We start from the raw sequence: 17682 nt of genomic DNA, 5'->3' as shown, positions 1-17682 counted from the left end.
TACGATGGAATTTGCAACCTTACACAGCATTTTAACCGTCATTTTATTTGTAGGTTTTGTTGGCCTGATTATCTGGGCCTACGGCAAAGGCCGGAAAAAAGACTTCGATGAAGCAGCGAACCTGGTGTTCGATGATGAGCCGGAGCAAACAAAGCCAGAACAAAAACAAAAACAGGAGTCCGATCATGAGTAGCTTCTGGAGCGCTTGGATCATCATTTTCACGCTGGTTGTACTGGTTGGCTGCCTGGTGCTGCTGACCTGGAACCTGAAAAACTACGTCGGTGTGTCTGAAGATGAAACCACTGGCCATGAACACGATGGCATCTCGGAACTAAACAACCCTCTGCCGAAGTGGTGGACTTACATGTTCTACATCACTCTGGCGTGGTCGCTGCTCTATTTGGCGGCTTACCCAGGGCTTGGTAACTACAAAGGCTTTTTGAACTGGACCAGTTCGAATCAAGGCATTTTATCGCTGGAAGAGTCGGAACAAGCCACCATTGCAGCCCGCGAAGCTGGCATGAATGTGCAACTGGACCGCGAGATAGCCCGTGCCGATGAGGTCTATGGCCCGGTATTCCGCCAATTCGCTGAGCGCGATGTACTGGATCTGGCTTACGATCCGGAAGCACTGCGCATTGGTCAACGCTTGTTCCTGCAAAACTGTGCTCAGTGTCATGGTTCGGATGCGCGCGGTCAGCGGGGCTTCCCCAACCTGACCAACAACGACTGGCAATGGGGCGGCACGCCGGACAAAATCAAAGAAACCCTGTTGTATGGCCGTAAAGCCGCTATGCCTGGCTTTAAAGATGCGCTGGGTGAGCAAGGTATTCGTGAGATGACCGCTTTTGTGCTCAGCTTGTCTGGTCGTACTGTGAATCAGCGTGATGCCGAAGCCGGCCAGGCCAAGTTTGCCATGTGTGCAGCGTGCCACGGCAATGATGGTAAAGGCAGCGTGGCGCACAACCTACCATTCGGTGCGCCGAACCTGACCAACAACATCTGGCTGTATGGTGGCTCTGCTGCGGACGTGACGGAAACGCTGGTGCAAGGTCGCTACGGTGAAATGCCAGCCTTCCGCCATACCTTGGGCGAGGACAAGGTGCATATCCTAACGGCTTATGTCTATCGTTTATCGAACCCTGAGCCAAAACAGAACTGATCCATACCCTGGATTAGGATAGAATAAACCCCGGATTCGGGGTTTATTTTTACGAGGAGTCCCTTGATGCAAACCGATACCAAACCCTGGTATAAGCAACTCTGGCCGTGGATTTTGATTCTACTGCCAGCTATCGCCTTTGCTCGTGGTGGCTGGGCCTTTTACATCATGATGCAAAATCAGCCGGAAATGGTGGTCGATGATTATTACCGTGAAGGCCGTACCATCAACAACCGACTGGAAAAGTACCGTGAAGCTGCCCTGCGCAACCTGGAGGCGCATGTGCTGGTGATTGGTAACCGTGCTGTGGTGCGCTTTGCTGAAAATGCGGTGCTGGACGAGACCATCCACCTGGACTTCCACCATACCACCTTGGGCGCCAATGACTTCAAAGTTGAAGCTTCCCGCAGCGGTGAGTTGCTTTATGTCGCTACCCTGCCACATACACCGCGTGGACGCTTTCGACTGGTGGTATCGGACGACAGCCAGGAATGGCGTTTGCGTGTCACGCTGGATGTTCCTGCTGAGCAAGAAGTGAAATTGGGTTACTAAGCAGACCATGCCAACTGAACGCTGTTTTCACTGCCATGAGCCGATACTGACCGGCCAGCAGTTTGTGCTGGAATTTGAACAACAACAACGCACTTTCTGTTGTCTTGGCTGCCAGGCTGTAGCAGATACCATTATTCAACAAGGGCTCGGCGATTATTACCGCTTTCGGACCGAGCCTGCTACCAAAGCCGATGCCATGCCAGCGGATTTGGCAACAGAACTGGCCAGTTTTGACAGTCCGGATGTGCTGGCCGATTTGAGCAGCAAGCAAGGCGAACTCAGTAAAATTGAGCTGTCTGTCAGCGGCATCAGCTGCGCTGCCTGTGCCTGGCTGATAGAGCGGCGCTTAAAACAATTAACAGGAGTTGCCGGTATCACGGTGAACTCCGGTACTCAGCGAGCCCAAATTGAGTGGTTACCTGAGCAGCTGAAATTAAGCCGTATTCTGCAGGAAATCAGCAAGCTGGGTTATCAGGCCAGTCCCTTTGCTGCTGATCAGGAAGAAAAAATACACAAAGCAGAGCTTGGCCGCTACCTAAAGCGGCTGGCAGTGTCCGGTATCTTGTCAATGCAAGTGATGATGCTGGCAATCGCTCTCTATTTTGGTGAGTGGACTGGCATTGACCCTGAGCATCAGGATTACCTGCGCTGGATCAGCATGCTGCTCACCACTCCGGTAGCGTTTTACGCTGCCCTGCCCTTTGTCACCAGTGCCTGGCGCAGCATAGTTAACCGCAAAATGAACATGGATGTGCCGGTCAGTTTGGCCATCTACTACACCTACTTTGCATCGGCTTATGCCACCCTGACTGAGACCGGCGAAGTCTACTTTGAGTCGGTCTGTATGTTTGTGTTCTTTTTGCAGCTCGGCAAATTTTTTGAGTACAGGGCCAGAGCCAAAGCCAGGGATGCCACCAGCAACCTGTTAAAAATCATGCCGGTGACAGCAACCCAGCTGATCGACGGCCAACCGCAGAGCACTTCGGCCAGACGGCTGCTGCCAGGCGACCTGATTTTGGTGAAAGCCGGTGAAACCCTGCCAGCGGATGGTGAGGTTTTCGACGGCAACAGCAGTGTTGATGAGTCCATGCTAACCGGCGAATACCATCCCATTGCAAAAGCGCGTGGCGATGCCGTTCTGGCTGGCAGTGTGAATCATGATGGCGTGCTGCAGGTTAAGGTCAGCCAGCCGCTGGCTTTGTCCAGGCTGGGTCAGATCATTGCTTTGCAGCAAGATACGCTGAATCAAAAACCCAAACTGGCAGAGAAAACCGATGAGCTCGCGCAGTATTTTGTTGAGCGCTTGCTGCTGATCGCTTTGGCAACTTTTTTGGTTTGGTTCTTCTGGATTGATGCCAGCCGGGCTTTTTGGGTTACCTTATCCGTGCTGGTGGCCACCTGCCCTTGCGCACTGGCACTGGCCACCCCTACCGCCATCACTTGTTCACTGGCGCGCCTTAACCGTAAGCATATTCTGATTAAAAACAATCAGGTGCTGGACAGGCTACCCGACATTCAACAGATTGTGTTTGATAAAACCGGCACCCTGACACAGGGACGCTTTAGTGTACATCAAGTACATCTGCTGGCTACAGAGCACGATAACGCCAGCTTGCTGAACCTAATTGCCAATCTGGAGCGGCATTCCGAACACCCAATCGGCAAGGCTTTTCAGCCGTATTTACACCAGGCGCTGGAGCTCAGCGATGTACAAATTAGCATAGGCGCTGGTATTTCTGCCTTGTGGCAAGGTCAACGCGTTCAGGTAGGCAATGCTGCTTTTTGCCACGCCGAGCCCATCCCTGGCGCTATGGTCTATCTGAGCGTAGCAAACAAGGTTCTTGCGGCTATTGAGTTGCAGGATGATCTGCGGCCAGAGGTACCCGCCTTGCTGCAGGCACTCAAAGCCAAAGGTTATCAGTTGGGTTTGCTAACCGGTGACAGCTCCAGTCAGGCAGAACGGGTCGCGGAGCAGTTAGGGTTTGATTGGCTGGAAAAAGGCTGCAGCCCAGAGCAAAAGGTGACGGTGATCCAGCAACTGACCCGACAACAACAAAAAGTGATGATGATTGGTGATGGCATTAACGACAGCGCCTGCTTTCATGCCGCCGATGTTTCTGTCACCCTGCAAGGTAGTACCGATCTGGCCAAAAATCAGGCCGACGTGCTGATATTGCGCAATGATCTGAGCCTGTTGACCACCCTACTGAGCGGTGGCGAATTGGCAGCCCGTACCATCAAACAAAATCTGGCCTGGTCGGTTGGTTACAATGTGATCATCATCCCGCTGGCTGTGGTAGGCTTAGTATCACCCTACATCGCCGTGCTGGGTATGTCATTTAGCTCCTTGTTGGTGGTGTCCAACTCACTAAGGTTACTCAAGTCATGAGTGTGATTTATGTTTTGATCCCCATCGCCGTGCTTTTTGTGATGATAGGACTGGCCATATTTTTCTGGGCCGTCAAAAGCAAACAATTCGACGACCTGGATAAGCAGGGCTTTAGTATTTTATTTGATGATGAGCCTAAGGCTCCTGCCAACACAAAATTAACCGACCAGTCAGACGACACAACCAGCAACAGTGACCATGAACCCCGCTGATCTGATGGCAGCCCTGCTGATTGGCTTGATTGGCAGCAGTCACTGCCTGGTGATGTGTGGTGGTATTGTCGCTGCGCTGCAAATTTCTATGCCAGGTATGTCAGCACGACGCCGTTTTGCGTTCCAGTTGCTCCTGAGTCTTGGCCGTTTAACCAGCTATGCTTTTTTTGGTGCTCTGGTTGGCTACTTTGGCGTGGTTGCCATGCAAGTGGGCGGGGCTTCCATGGTCTGGCTGCGTTTGCTGGCAGGACTGCTTCTCATTGCCATGGCACTCTATATTGCCAGGCTGTCCACTGCCCTGGTGTATCTGGAGCGATTAGGGCAAGGCATTTGGCAGCGAATTCAACCTATCAGCACGAAGCTAATGCCGCTGAATACCCCCTACAAAGCCTTTGGTTATGGCTTATGCTGGGGCTGGTTACCCTGTGGTCTGGTCTACAGCACGCTCAGCTGGAGCCTGGCCAGTGGCAGCGCCACCGCCGGTGCTGGGATTATGCTGGCCTTTGGGCTGGGCACGCTCCCCGCGATTCTGCTCACTGCCACGCTAGCAGCGCGTCTGAATCAGCTAAAGCAACAAAGCTGGTTTCGCTACAGCACAGCCCTGCTGCTTGGCAGTTACGGTTTTTATACGGTTTATCTTGCCTTGGCGCGGCTAGTTTCTTAAGCTATCACCAATATAGCGACAACTATGGATGTCTTATGGCGCACTCTTCAATCAACTGTCAGGATTGTGGCTTCAGTCAGCTTTGTTTACCTTTTACACTGAATGACAATGAGCTGGATACGCTGGATGACATCATACAGCGCAAAAAGCCGTTGCATAAGGGCGACTTCTTATTCGAAGCTGGCCGGCCATTTCAAGCACTCTATGCCATCCGTACCGGGTCTTTTAAAACCTTTACACTGACGGAGCAAGGTGAAGAACAAATTACCGGCTTTCATTTGCCTGGTGATGTGCTGGGTTTTGAAGCCATCAACACCCAGCAGCATGTCAGTTATGCTCAAGCGCTGGAAACGGCCATGGTCTGTGAAATTCCCTACCACAATCTGGAGCAACTGCTGGGTGAGCTGCCGAAGCTTCGCCAACAAATGATGCGCTTGATGAGCCAGGATATTTCGGCCGATCAACAGCTGATGCTGCTGCTGAACCGAAAAAATGCTGAAGAAAAGCTGGCGGCATTTTTAACCAACCTGGCGCAGCGCTTTCAAAGCCGTGGGTTTTCCGGCAAAGAGTTTCGCCTAACCATGACCCGGGGGGAAATCGGCAACTACCTCGGCTTAACGGTTGAAACCATCAGCCGCTTACTGGGACGTTTTCATAAAGAAGAGCTGATCCATGTAGATGGTAAATTTATTACCATTGTCAACCACACAGCTTTAGCGGCGCTTGGTGGTATGGCAGCAATTGCCAGCTAGTATCCGATCTGAAACGGTACCTTACCGTTTCATTTTTATTTGCTTTCTGTTTGATACAACGCATGTTTTGAGTTCGGCAATGCTCTGAAAATTGACTACACTGATGAGTAGGCAATGCAGCAAAAGGAGCGATACTGTGTCCAAACCTCAACACATCATGGTGGTGATCGATCCCACCACTGAGCAACAAAAAGCCCTGCACCGGGCCGTCGAATATGCCCGCTATCAGGATTGCAGTCTGACCGCTTTTTTATCCATTTACGATTTCTCTTACGAAATGACCACCATGTTGTCCGGTGAAGAGCGCGAGTCGATGCGTCAGGCAGTGATTAAAGATCGCGAGCTTTGGATCAGTGAGCAGGTTGCACCCTATCGGGAAAAAGGCCTGGTAATTGATATTCATGTCGAGTGGCACAACCGGCCTTTTGAAGCCATGGTCAAAGCTGTACTCGAAGAAGGCTACGACATGGTATTTAAAGGTACACATGATCACGATGTGCTTAAATCAATGATCTTCACTCCGACTGATTGGCATCTGCTGCGCAAGTGCCCCTGCCCAGTCTTGCTGGTAAAAGATCATGACTGGCCTCAAGGTGGTAATGTGCTGGTGGCGGTGAATGCCGGCAGTGAACAGGACTACCATAAATCACTAAATAGTCGCTTGATTAACAAGGCAAAAGCCGTTGCTGGCATGCTGTCTGCGCAAGTGCACCTGGTCAATGCCTACCCAGGTACCCCGGTCAATATCGCCATTGAGATCCCGGAGTTTAATCCGGATGAGTACAACAGCACCATGAAACGCCACCATGTTGATGCTGTCAAAGAATTGGCTGGCCAGCATGGTATTGATGATGATCATACCCATGTACTGGAGGGCATGCCCGAGGATGTCATCCCAAAAGTTGCTCGCGAACTCGATGCAGAAATGGTGTTAATTGGCACCATAGGCCGCACCGGCTTTTCGGCTGCCATTATCGGCAATACCGCTGAGCATGTAATTGACCGGCTGGATTGTGATGTACTTGCAGTGAAACCTGAGAATTTTGTCAGCCCGCTGGAGAAATAACATTTAGCTAAACTCACCACTTTGGAAACGGCGCCGGATCCGCTATACTGAGCGCCGTTTTTTCCCAGGGTGGTGTTATGTCGCATTCTGCACAAGCCAAAGCACAGTACAGCCTAAATAAGCTGCACAAAAAACTCCGTCGCGGAGTCGGCCAGGCCATTGCCGACTTCAATATGATTGAAGCTGGCGATAAAGTTATGGTGTGTTTATCCGGTGGTAAAGACAGCTATACCTTGCTGGATATCCTGCTGAATTTACAATTATCAGCCCCAATCGATTTTTCCATTGTGGCAGTGAACTTGGATCAAAAGCAGCCCGGCTTCCCGGCCGAAGTGCTGCCGGGTTATCTTAGCCAGATCGGTGTCGATTTTAAAATCGTCACCGAAGACACCTACGCCATTGTGAAAGAAAAAATCCCGGAAGGGAAAACCACCTGCTCGCTCTGCTCCAGGCTTAGACGCGGTATCTTGTACCGCACCGCCAAAGAGCTGGGAGCTACCAAAATTGCCTTGGGCCACCACCGGGATGATATGCTGGAAACGCTGTTTCTGAACATGTTTTATGGTGGCAAAATGAAATCCATGCCACCAAAACTATTGAGTGATAATGGGGAGCATATGGTGATTCGGCCTCTGGCCTATTGCCGGGAAAAAGACATTGCCCGCTACGCAGAAGCCAAAGCCTTTCCGATTATTCCCTGCAACTTGTGCGGTTCGCAGGATGGCCTGCAACGTCAGGTGGTCAAAGAGATGCTGCAAGACTGGGATAAACGCTTTCCAGGCCGGATAGAGACCATGTTCCAGGCACTGCAAAATGTGGTACCTTCGCATTTAGCCGATGCCAACCTGTTTGATTTTAAGCAGTTGTCCAAAGCCGATGCAATTTACGCAGGTGATACGGCATTTGATCCTATCGCCCTACCTACACTCCCCCTGATGGTGGAAGATGACGAAACGACCACTGCATCAGGGAGCTTACAGATTGTGCAGCTAAGCTAAAAACCACAGCGCTGCTAGCAGCACCAGCAGCAACAAAAAAGCCAGCATTCGCTGGCTTTTGCTTTTTGGAGAGCTGTTTAGCAAGAAGGTGATATCGCCACCACTTGTTGAACTTCCAGCATAATGGGGCAGTTAAAGCGGATCATGCCGCTGATTTCAGCAATGTAATCCTCACCCCGCTCAGAATAGCGCAGCAACCCTTGAGCGAGATCCTCGCCCCGCACCGGCTTATTCCGACTACGCAATTGCGCCCGAATATCCCGTAGTTCTTCGTAACTGTGAAAAGTATTCAGATTGTAGAAATAACTACGAATGCTGGCAGCTGCAGATTCAAAGCGAGCCACTTCATGGAACTGATCTTCACCGCGGTACAAAGGTACCAAGCCGCAGCCTTCACGAAAGCACCACTGACCAAAGAAGTTAAGTCCTTCGACTGCAAAGCGGCTGGTACCCCAAGCCGATTCATTGGCTGCCTGCATCAATACCAAAGAAGCCGGTAGGACATCCACCCGGCGCAGCAGCTCGTTGAAACTGTCGTCATCGGTATGGGCTACGTCCATCCGAAACTCATCGTACAAGGCATACAAGAATGCATAATCCTGCACGGTAAGCGGCTGATGCTTTTCAATCTGGGCCTGCATTTCCAGCAGCTGCTTACGTAAAGCCCGTAAACGCGAATTCTCACGTGCTACATGAGGCCCAAGGTAAGCAAAAAACGCTTGTTTCTTTTCATTGATATCGGCAATAGCATCAAAATCCGGCAAGGGCTTTTTAGCAGGTGCTGGAGTTGGGTAAGCCAGCCGTTTGCGCACCTGCTCGGAGCGGACATACCCCATCACATCTGTTCGCAATGGATGTTCTAGTGGCTCATGCCAGACCAACGGCTCCTCTTCTGGTACTGCAGTATCCATAAAAGGAAAATACAGTGCATACAACACCAAGGCTGTTATTGCCATCAGTAAAGGGTACTTCAACAATCGCATCAATCACCTTTTCGCTGCTTAAATTTATCTGGCTGTTGCCTCTGGATACTAGCTTGTCAGCCAGGCCCTTTTGCTTTAACTTAAAAGCGTCAACAGCACTCTTGTGGTCTATTTTACCCTGAATTCATCAAATGCACGAACTATTCTGTACACTTGATGCGCAGTTTTCAGCCAAAAGTAGTACTACAGTGTTGATCTTAAATACAAATAAATTATTGGTATGATTCGTGCTTAAATGGTGTAAAACCATGCTTTTTTAAGCGCAAACCAAAGGAAATCACCATGAAAAGATTGCTGTTTATTACCTTGCTGCTGACTTTTTCAGTGACGCACACCGCCCTTGCTGATGAAAAACAACTTGAATTGGACATTGATGCCTCCGCTCTGACTCTGCTGGCTCTGGAGGTCGGTGTGGGCCAAATCCAAATTGATACCGCCAATACGGATCGCATCCAGCTTAAAGTCACGGTACGAGGTGAAAAGCGCTGGTGGTTTTTTAGCCATAAAGTCGGCGATGTTGAGCTTAAGCAGCAATGGCGTGATGATCGCTTGCATCTGAGTATTCCCAAAGATAACACCAAGCAACATTGGCAACTGACGCTGCCAGCCGAGTTGGCCGTTAAGGTAGAGCTTGGCGTTGGGCAGTTTTACGCCAACCGTATCCACAGCAGTTACGATGTGGATGTCGGTGTTGGTCAGATCAGCAGCAGCCTTAATGCGGAGCAGTTCCAACGTATTGAATTATCAGCTGGTGTCGGTAATGTTAATTTGCACAATGCTCCCAGCAGCTTTAAATCCGAGCGGCATCTGGTGGGGGGCAGCCTTGAATGGAGTGGTCCCGGTAGCACAGTTTTTAAGGCCAATGTTGGTGTGGGCGATATTAGTTTGACTCATAAGGATTAAAAAAACTTTTGCTTTACAGCCAAAAGCGATGCTTTTGGCTTTCTTTTGCCCTGCAACTTCAGGTAGTATCTGGCTATCCAGACGTATAAAAAACTGAAGCAAAAAGTCTATGAAGCCCATTCAGCGTTCAAGCAAACTTGAAGGTGTTTGTTACGATATCCGTGGTCCGGTGGCTCAAGAAGCTAAGCGGATGGAAGAAGAAGGTCACCGCATTTTAAAACTCAATATTGGCAACCCTGCTCCTTTTGGCTTTGAAGCACCGGATGAAATTTTAAAGCATGTGATCCACAATCTGCCAACCGCGCAGGGCTACTCCGACTCACAAGGCATCTACCCAGCACGGGTGGCTGTTGCTCAGTACTATCAACAGCGTGGCATTCGTGGTGCCGATGCCGATGATGTCTTTATTGGTAATGGTGTCTCTGAGCTCATACTGATGGCGCTGCAAGGCTTGCTGAATAACGATGATGAAGTCTTAATCCCCTCCCCCGATTACCCACTCTGGACTGCGGCCGTGAACCTGGCGGGAGGCAAAGCACGACATTATCGCTGCGATGAGCAACAGGACTGGGCACCAGATCTGGACGATTTGCGCAGTAAAATCAGCAAAAAAACCAAAGCTTTGGTACTCATCAACCCCAACAACCCAACCGGCGCAGTGTATTCCGATGAAGTACTGCTGGCCTTATTGGAAATTGCTCGACAGCACCAGTTGGTGGTGTTAAGCGACGAAATTTACGACAAAATTCTGTACGATGGTGCCCAGCATACCAGCACCGCATCCTTGTGTGATGATTTGCTACTGCTCACCTTTGGTGGTTTATCAAAAAACTACCGTATTGCCGGTTTTCGCGTTGGCTGGCTCTTTATCTCCGGCGCTAAGCGCCAGGCCCAGCATTATGTCGATGGTTTGCGCATTCTGGCTTCGATGCGTCTTTGTGCCAATGTACCCTGTCAGCATGCAGTACAGACTGCGCTGGGGGGTTACCAGAGTATTTTTGAACTGACCGCCCCGGGAGGCCGCCTGTACGAACAGATGGATGCTGCCTGGCAGCAAGTCAATCAAATACCAGGCTTAAGCTGCACCCGTCCCAAAGGGGCTATGTACCTGTTCCCGAAGATTGATCGCAGCAAAATAAAAGTGAAAGACGACGAATTGATGGTGCTGGATTTTTTACGCCAGCACAAAGTCTTGCTGGTGCATGGCCGGGCCTTTAACTGGCCCGAACCAGATCATTTTCGCATTGTGTTTTTGCCGCATAAAGAACAACTGGAGCAAGCCATCGGACGCCTGGCCCAGTTTTTAGGCAGCTATCAACAATAAGGCGTTAGCATGAATACTGAACCGGGATTTCGTCACGCCTTTGAGTGGTTTACCAACCAGTTATCCTCTGTGGTGTTCTATGCCATTCCGGTTGGTGGTGCCGAACTGCCGATGGTGGTGGTCTGGCTGATGGCGGGTGCCCTGTTCAGTACCTTTTATCTGGGTTTTATCAATGTGCGCGGCTTTGGTCATGCCCTCAAAGTGGTGTCCGGCCGCTACAAAGACCCACGCCAGCAAGGCGATATTACTCCGTTTCAGGCCTTATCGACTGCCCTCTCTGGTACGGTAGGTACCGGCAATATAGCCGGTGTAGCTGTGGCCATTACGCTGGGCGGTCCTGGTGCAACCTTCTGGATGATACTGGCCGGTATCCTCGGCATGTCACTGAAGTTTGTCGAGTGTACCCTGGCGGTCAAGTACCGCCATCAGGCTGCGGATGGCAGCTATTCCGGCGGTCCCATGTACTACATTGAAGTAGCGCTAAGCAAATTCAACTTGCCACGACTTGGCAAAGCCCTGGCGATTTTCTTTGCCATGGCCTGCGTCTTTGGCTCGGCCGGTTTTGTCCATGTGAACCAGGGCTATGCGCAGGTCAAAGGTGTGACCGGCTTTGATAATGCCTGGCTGTTTGGTGCTATCTATGCCCTGTTGGTCGCTGTGGTGATTATCGGCGGCATCAAAAGCATTGCCAATGTCACCAGCCGGCTGGTGCCTCTGATGTGCGCCATCTATCTGCTGGCGGCGCTTATCATCATTGGCAGCCATCTGGATGCGGTGCCTGCAGCCCTGATGACCATCGTCTATGGCGCCTTTGCCCCAGAAGCGGCCTATGGTGGTTTTATCGGTGTGCTGATTCAGGGCTTTCGCCGCGCCGCCTACTCCAATGAAGCCGGTATTGGCTCTTCCCCCATTGCCCATGCGGCGGCACAAACCCGGCATCCGGTCTCGCAAGGTTTTGTTGCCCTGCTGGAACCCTTTATTGATACCGTCGTGATTTGCACCATTACGGCTCTGGTGATCATTCTGACCGGCGCTTACCTTGGCAGTGATCTGGATGGCGTACGCCTTACCTCCAGCGCTTTTGCCAGCGTATTTGACTGGTTCCCGCTGGTGCTGATGGTAGCCTTACTGCTGTTTGGCTTTTCCACCGTGATCAGCTGGTCCTATTACGGCCTGAAATCCTGGAGCTATATCTTTGGTGAAACCAACCGGGTACAAAACCTGTTTAAAGTGCTGTTTTGTCTGGTGGTATCGATCGGGGCTGTGCCCAATATCCTGGCGGTGTTTGATTTTATCGACTCGATGATTTTCCTGATGGCGGTACCGAACATTCTGGCCATTTATCTGCTGATGCCCGAGGTAAAGCGCGACTTAAAGGAGTACTTGCGACAACTGAAATAATTCAGGCTCACTTTAAGTGAGCCCGGATTTTGGCCGATGCATAGTCCATCAGCCAGACAATGGCCGCAATCACAATCACCAACATGCCGACATCATTCCAGCGGGCCAGGCCCTGATACTGCATCAGCATGGTGCCGATGCCGCCGCCCCCAACCAAACCAATCACCGTCGCCATCCTGACATTAATATCCCAACGATAAATGGTATAAGACAAATACGGCAGCACAATTTGTGGCACCACACCGTACCAAATGATTTGGATCGGATGAGCTCCAGTCGCCGTCATAGCTTCAACCGGCCCATCCTGAATGGCTTCAATTTGTTCCGAATACAACTTAGTCAAAGAAGCAACCGAGTGCAGAAACAGAGCCAACATGCCTGAAAATGGCCCTATCCCCACCCACACTGAAAAAATAATAGCCCACACCAGCGGCTCGATAGAGCGGGTGAGATTCATTAGAAAGCGCAGTACTGCATAAATAGCAAAGCTTAAAGCCGAGTGTTTCATTAAGTTACGGGCGGCAAAAAAAGCCAGCACAAAGGCGACAGGAATAGCCAGAGCAGTGGCAATAAAAGCCATATACACCGTTTCAACAGCCGCAAACAGCGCCTCTTCAAGAATCGCAAAATTTGGGTTTAATAAGGCTGTAAAAATGCGTTGGGCACCAGCCAGGCCAGAGTCTGAAAAAAATTCCCGCATCGAAACCTGGGATACCTGCAAACCGGCAATAAAGGTCAACAACAGAAATAGCAGACCAAGCCGAACTGAAGCCGCACGAAATAAAGAGCGTCCTTCTTCAAAAGCAATCAGACCATAGCAAGCCTTGCCGACAGAGGCTTTGGTATAGCTCAACACGCTGGCTATCAGACCACCCAATAAAAGTGAATACAGTGGCTCAGACCAGGAAAAGTCGATATGGCGCAAGTCAAGCCACCAACTTTGATAACCTAGTTTGTAAAGCACCAGGAAGCTGTAGCTCCATAACAGCACATCAATGCACCAGGCTTTAATGCTGGCCTGGTAACGTTTGACCGGCATGGTCTGGGCCAATTGTTGTTCAGTGCTCATTGTATTATCCATCAGTTGATACTCACTTCGACGGCTTCTTCGCCATAAATGGTTTTAAACCATTGCTCATCGATATCTTCCGGCGCGCCCTGATACACTATCTTGCCATCTTTGAGCGCCAGCACCCGGCTGGCATAGGTGCGAACCAGGGATAGAAAATGCAGATTGCAAATCACCGTGACACCAAGCTCTCGATTGATTTTTTGCAGGTACTTCATCACCGAGTGGGAAGTAGACGGATCCAGACTAGCCACCGGCTCATCGGCCAACAGAATTTTCGGATTCTGCATCAATGCTCTGGCGATAGCGACGCGCTGCTGCTGCCCACCCGATAAATTGTCTGCCCGCACATAGGCTTTATGCTCCAACCCGACAATACGTAAATAAGCCAGGGCTTGCTGCTGTTGCTTTTTGCTGTACAGCCCCAATAAGGACTTCCAAATCGGGGTGGAAGCCAGGGCTCCGGCCAACACATTGGTCAGTACGCTTTTACGAGGGATTAAATTAAACTGCTGAAAGATCATGCCTATGCGACTTCGCTGCTGACGTAAAGCCCGGCCATGCAACTGATCCAGGCGTTGTTGTTCAAAGTGAATGGCACCACTGTTGATCGGATGCAGTTGATTAATGCAGCGCAGCAAGGTGGATTTTCCAGAGCCGGATAAGCCAATCACCACCAGAAACTCCCCTTCTTCGACACTGAAATTAATCTGACTCAGGGCCTGCGTGCCATTCGGATAGGTTTTGCAAAGATTTTCGCCACGAAGTAATGTCATGCCTGGCTCCTAAAGCAGCAGTCGGTTGGTATCAAGCTCAATGGCTCGGATCATCTCTCTGAGCGGATCGTAATCGGCATCCGAGGCATCCACTAAGCCCTCGACACTGTAGATATTGCGAAAGATGTCCTGCCCCTCGTCGCTGGCCAGAAACTTCTTAACTGCTGAAATAAAACGATCCCGGATCTCATCCGGTAAGTCTTTGCGAAAGACAAAGGGATCATTGGGGATTTTTTCAGTGACCGCTAAAATCCGTACCTGCTGCTCGACATCGGGAAATTGTGTCAGTACCCGCTGGCGTGCATCACGGATACTGCCATCAGCAGCCGGTGCCGAGTAATAGGCTGAGCCAGCATCTACCTGGCCCTGGTACACCATGGTAATTACATTGTCGTGCTTCATGGCAAAAGTTTCATTGCCCAAACGGATGCCGGCATCACGCAGCATTTTTAATGGGAAGAAGTAGCCGGAGGTGGAAGCCGGGTCGGTGAAAGCAAAGCGTCTGCCCTCCAAATCGGCCAGCGTCTCAATGCCACTGTCGGCCCGCACCACAATTTGCCCCTGATAATAATCAACCCCATGGCGGATCATTTTCAAATGCGCTCTGGCACCATAGCGCTCATTAGCCATCAGGTAACCAAAGGAATTCATGGCACCGATATCAGCCCGGCCAGATCCAAATGCTTCCACCACAGCAATGTAGCTGGTTGGAATGCCTGTGACATAATAATCACCGGTTTCTTGCTCCAGAAAGCGGATAAACTCCCGTGAATTGCTGGCAATCGTATCCGCATCGACCGAAGGGGTGAAATACAACCGAACCGGGTTATCCCGGCTGCCCAGCTCTCCCTTCGGCTGGCAGCCTGCCAGCAGCAGCATGGTACTTAACCAGAACAATGAAGATGCCATCCTGACTTTGAGCCCAGATCTCATTCAATTCATCCCTTATTTATCCGTTTCGGGCACTGTTGTAACAAGCGAATATGACCTGAAGATGACAATACCGTCATCCTTTTGTCTTAATTGGCGTGAAAAATGGCCATAGCTTGCTCGATCCAAAGTAGGCTTTGACGTAAGATAATCGCCTCAACATAAGGAAGATGGCATGAGTACATCCTGGCTGGAGCGGCGCTCCGACCGCTCGCTGAACCGGCAAGACGATCAACGCACCCCCTGGCAGCGCGATCGCGCCCGTATTCTGCACTCAGCAGCTTTTCGCCGCTTGCAGGCCAAAACCCAGATCATGGGGGTGGGCCAGAATGACTTCTACCGTACCCGCCTGACCCATTCACTGGAAGCTGCGCAAATAGGCACCGGTTTAGTGAATCAGCTAAAACGCCGCTATCAGCAACAGCCTGAGTTGGCCAATCACCTGCCGGAAGAAAGCCTGATGGAAGCTTTGTGCCTGGCTCATGATATCGGCCATCCTCCTTTTGGTCATGGCGGCGAAACGGCGCTGAACTACAAAATGTTGCATGCCGGAGGCTTTGAAGGCAATGGCCAGACCTTTCGTATTGTCAGCAAACTGGAGCCCTACACCGAACACCATGGCATGGATCTGACCCGCCGTACTCTGTTGGGTTTACTGAAATATCCGGTACTGCCGCCTGAGCAGCTGGGGGATAACAGCGAACCGTCACCGCTGAGCCTGATCCCTTGGAAGGCAGTCAAATCGGTCTTTCATGAAGATGCCGATGTACTGGATTGGGTGTTGGCTCCGCTTAGCACCACTGATCGCGCCTTATTTCAACAACTTGAACGGCTTGAACAAAGCCCCTGGCAAAAGTCGTGCTATAAATCGCTGGATGCCTCCATTATGGAGCTGGCCGACGACATCGCTTACGGTGTGCACGATTTGGAAGATGCCATTGTCACCGGCTATGCCACCGAAGAGCAGTGGCGTGCTCAAATTCCGGCGGCGGTTGATGCCCTGCCTGAAAATATGCAGCAGTTGATGCAGCCTGTGACGAAAGCGCTGTTTCGCCCTGAGCATCATCTGCGCAAAAATGCCATTGGCGCTTTGGTCAATGCCTTTATTACCTCAGCAGAGCTGTATGAATGCCTGCCGGATGCGAGCGCCCCCCTGATCCGCTTTAATGCCCAGCTGCCAGCACCACAGCAACGACTGCTGGAGTTGCTGAAAGGTTTCGTGTTTCGTAATGTCATCAGCCAACCCGATATTCAACAAGCACGTTTTCGCTGCCAAAACATGCTGCTGAAAATGTTTGACGCCTTTGCTTCAGATCCCAACCGTTTGCTACCGCAAAATACTCAGCAGCGCTGGCAACAGGCTCAAAGCGATGGTCTTGGCTTGCGGGTCATTTGCGATTACTTGTCTGGCATGACCGATGAGTATGCCGAAACTATGTATCAAAAGTTGTTCGGAGCTTTATGAGGTTACGCGTTCTTGCCGGACCAACGGCTCTGGCCCATATCCAGCAGCATGGGCTGACTGCCAGCGACATTCATACGCTGGTCGGTGCCAGCGGTGGCCCTAAATGGTTTAGTTTGTTTGGGCTGGATCAGTATTTAGCCGGTGAGTTTTTTAAAGGCCGTCAGCAGCCGCTGCAATTGCTGGGCAGCTCGGCCGGTGCCTGGCGTTTTGCCTGTTACGCTCAGCAGGATCCGGTAGCCGCCAGTCAGCGCTTTTGTGATGCCTACTCCACTTTGTGTTACCCGGCTAACGCCAGTAGCAAACAAATCACCACCATTTCAATGACGGTGATTGAACGCGTTTTTCCGGATGCTAACACCATCCAACAAGTCATCAGCAACCCGGTGTTTAAGCTGAATTTTACCGTTGCCCGCGCCAGAACCCTGACCCGTTCACGCCATAAACTCGGCCAACTAGCGGGTCTGAGCCTGACTGCGGCAGCAAATTTGGCCAACCGCCGCCATCTGCGTTTCTTCTTTGAGCGCTGTGTCTTTCATGCGCCTGGCAGTCAGCTGGTGCAAACGCCGCTGACTGACTTACCAAGCCGCTTGATAGAACTCACCGAGCACAACCTGCTGCCGGCCTTGCAAGCCAGTGGCTCGATCCCGCTGGTGCTGGATGCGGTGCAAAACATCCCGGGGGCCGGCAAAGGAGTGTTTTACGATGGCGGTGTTACCGATTACCATTTTGACTGGCCTTTTAGTCAGCAAGGCTTGGTGCTCTACCCGCACTTTTACCCGCACATAGCTCCTGGTTGGTTCGATAAATCGCTGCCATGGCGACGAACGTTTTCTGCGAATTACCACAATGTGGTGTTGCTGTGCCCTTCGCAAAGCTGGATAGCTTCACTCCCGGGCGGCAAGATCCCGGATCGCAAAGATTTCAGGCAGCCAGATGCAACACGGATCCGGCACTGGCAGGAAGTAATTGGCCGCTCATTCGAGCTGGCCGAGGATTTTAAAACCGGCAATTACCAATTGGAGCCACTGTACTGAT

The 17682-nt window shown here is 51.1% G+C and carries 18 protein-coding genes; 14 read left to right on the top strand and 4 right to left on the bottom strand.

The window, feature by feature from the left end:
* The first annotated feature begins 4 nt into the window (after positions 1–4).
* The 9 genes from BLW37_RS17825 (at position 5) to ttcA (ending at position 7796) form a co-directional block, all read left to right on the top strand.
* On the top strand, positions 5–193 hold the full coding sequence (locus BLW37_RS17825; protein WP_091345345.1) for a cbb3-type cytochrome oxidase subunit 3: 189 nt from the start codon (positions 5–7) through the stop codon (positions 191–193).
* Positions 186–1163, top strand: a complete 978-nt coding sequence (gene ccoP, locus BLW37_RS17820; protein ID WP_091345344.1) for a cytochrome-c oxidase, cbb3-type subunit III — start codon at positions 186–188, stop codon at positions 1161–1163. Before BLW37_RS17825 ends, ccoP begins: the two co-directional genes overlap by 8 nt.
* Before the next feature lie 66 nt (positions 1164–1229).
* Positions 1230–1715 (top strand): FixH family protein, encoded by a 486-nt coding sequence (locus BLW37_RS17815; RefSeq protein WP_091345342.1) that lies wholly within the window; start codon positions 1230–1232, stop codon positions 1713–1715.
* 7 nt (positions 1716–1722) lie between these two features.
* Entirely contained in the window at positions 1723–4104 is a 2382-nt protein-coding gene (locus tag BLW37_RS17810) for a heavy metal translocating P-type ATPase (RefSeq protein ID WP_091345340.1), read from the top strand.
* Positions 4101–4316, top strand: a complete 216-nt coding sequence (ccoS, locus tag BLW37_RS17805; RefSeq protein ID WP_091345339.1) for a cbb3-type cytochrome oxidase assembly protein CcoS — start codon at positions 4101–4103, stop codon at positions 4314–4316. Before BLW37_RS17810 ends, ccoS begins: the two co-directional genes overlap by 4 nt.
* A complete protein-coding gene (locus BLW37_RS17800) occupies positions 4303–4980 on the top strand; it encodes a sulfite exporter TauE/SafE family protein (RefSeq protein ID WP_091345336.1) in 678 nt (225 codons plus the stop codon). Before ccoS ends, BLW37_RS17800 begins: the two co-directional genes overlap by 14 nt.
* Before the next feature lie 35 nt (positions 4981–5015).
* A complete protein-coding gene (gene fnr, locus BLW37_RS17795) occupies positions 5016–5732 on the top strand; it encodes a fumarate/nitrate reduction transcriptional regulator Fnr (protein ID WP_091345335.1) in 717 nt (238 codons plus the stop codon).
* Positions 5733–5835: 103 nt separating this feature from the next.
* A complete protein-coding gene (uspE, locus tag BLW37_RS17790) occupies positions 5836–6798 on the top strand; it encodes a universal stress protein UspE (RefSeq protein WP_425426638.1) in 963 nt (320 codons plus the stop codon).
* A 77-nt stretch (positions 6799–6875) separates the two neighbouring features.
* Entirely contained in the window at positions 6876–7796 is a 921-nt protein-coding gene (ttcA, locus tag BLW37_RS17785) for a tRNA 2-thiocytidine(32) synthetase TtcA (protein ID WP_091345331.1), read from the top strand.
* A gap of 77 nt (positions 7797–7873) precedes the next feature.
* On the opposite strand, the gene BLW37_RS17780 is transcribed toward ttcA, so the two are convergent.
* A complete protein-coding gene (locus BLW37_RS17780) occupies positions 7874–8779 on the bottom strand; it encodes a glucosaminidase domain-containing protein (protein ID WP_245785776.1) in 906 nt (301 codons plus the stop codon).
* Positions 8780–9061: 282 nt separating this feature from the next.
* On the opposite strand from BLW37_RS17780, the gene BLW37_RS17775 reads away from it, so the two are divergent.
* The 3 genes from BLW37_RS17775 (at position 9062) to BLW37_RS17765 (ending at position 12407) form a co-directional block, all read left to right on the top strand.
* Entirely contained in the window at positions 9062–9682 is a 621-nt protein-coding gene (locus BLW37_RS17775; protein WP_091345330.1) for a hypothetical protein, read from the top strand.
* A gap of 109 nt (positions 9683–9791) precedes the next feature.
* Positions 9792–11006, top strand: coding sequence for a pyridoxal phosphate-dependent aminotransferase (locus tag BLW37_RS17770; RefSeq protein ID WP_091345328.1), 1215 nt, complete (start codon positions 9792–9794; stop codon positions 11004–11006).
* Between the two features lie 9 nt (positions 11007–11015).
* Positions 11016–12407, top strand: coding sequence for an alanine/glycine:cation symporter family protein (locus BLW37_RS17765; RefSeq protein ID WP_091345327.1), 1392 nt, complete (start codon positions 11016–11018; stop codon positions 12405–12407).
* Between the two features lie 7 nt (positions 12408–12414).
* On the opposite strand, the gene phnE is transcribed toward BLW37_RS17765, so the two are convergent.
* From phnE to BLW37_RS17750, 3 genes are read right to left on the bottom strand one after another with little or no spacing between them, the layout of a single operon-like run.
* Complete coding sequence (phnE, locus tag BLW37_RS17760) at positions 12415–13476, bottom strand: phosphonate ABC transporter, permease protein PhnE (RefSeq protein WP_245785775.1); 1062 nt, start codon at positions 13474–13476, stop codon at positions 12415–12417.
* Positions 13477–13487: 11 nt separating this feature from the next.
* Positions 13488–14252 (bottom strand): phosphonate ABC transporter ATP-binding protein, encoded by a 765-nt coding sequence (gene phnC / locus BLW37_RS17755; protein ID WP_091345325.1) that lies wholly within the window; start codon positions 14250–14252, stop codon positions 13488–13490.
* A gap of 9 nt (positions 14253–14261) precedes the next feature.
* Positions 14262–15185: a phosphate/phosphite/phosphonate ABC transporter substrate-binding protein gene (locus tag BLW37_RS17750; protein ID WP_091345323.1), complete on the bottom strand. Its 924-nt coding sequence runs from the start codon at positions 15183–15185 to the stop codon at positions 14262–14264.
* A 172-nt stretch (positions 15186–15357) separates the two neighbouring features.
* Between BLW37_RS17750 and BLW37_RS17745 the strand changes: the two genes are divergently transcribed.
* Both BLW37_RS17745 and BLW37_RS17740 read left to right on the top strand, forming a co-directional pair.
* Positions 15358–16647 carry an anti-phage deoxyguanosine triphosphatase gene (locus BLW37_RS17745; RefSeq protein ID WP_091345313.1) on the top strand — a complete coding sequence of 430 codons (1290 nt, stop codon included), beginning with the start codon at positions 15358–15360 and terminating at the stop codon, positions 16645–16647.
* Entirely contained in the window at positions 16644–17681 is a 1038-nt protein-coding gene (locus BLW37_RS17740) for a patatin-like phospholipase family protein (protein WP_091345311.1), read from the top strand. The genes BLW37_RS17745 and BLW37_RS17740 overlap by 4 nt, the downstream gene beginning before the upstream one ends.
* The last annotated feature ends 1 nt before the right edge of the window (position 17682 follow it).

The organism is Alkalimonas amylolytica (assembly GCF_900107845.1).
In the GTDB taxonomy this organism is placed as follows: Bacteria; Pseudomonadota; Gammaproteobacteria; order Enterobacterales; family Alteromonadaceae; genus Alkalimonas; species Alkalimonas amylolytica.
The sequence above is the reverse complement of the archived record's forward strand: the minus strand, read 5'-3'. Positions and strand labels throughout refer to the sequence as shown.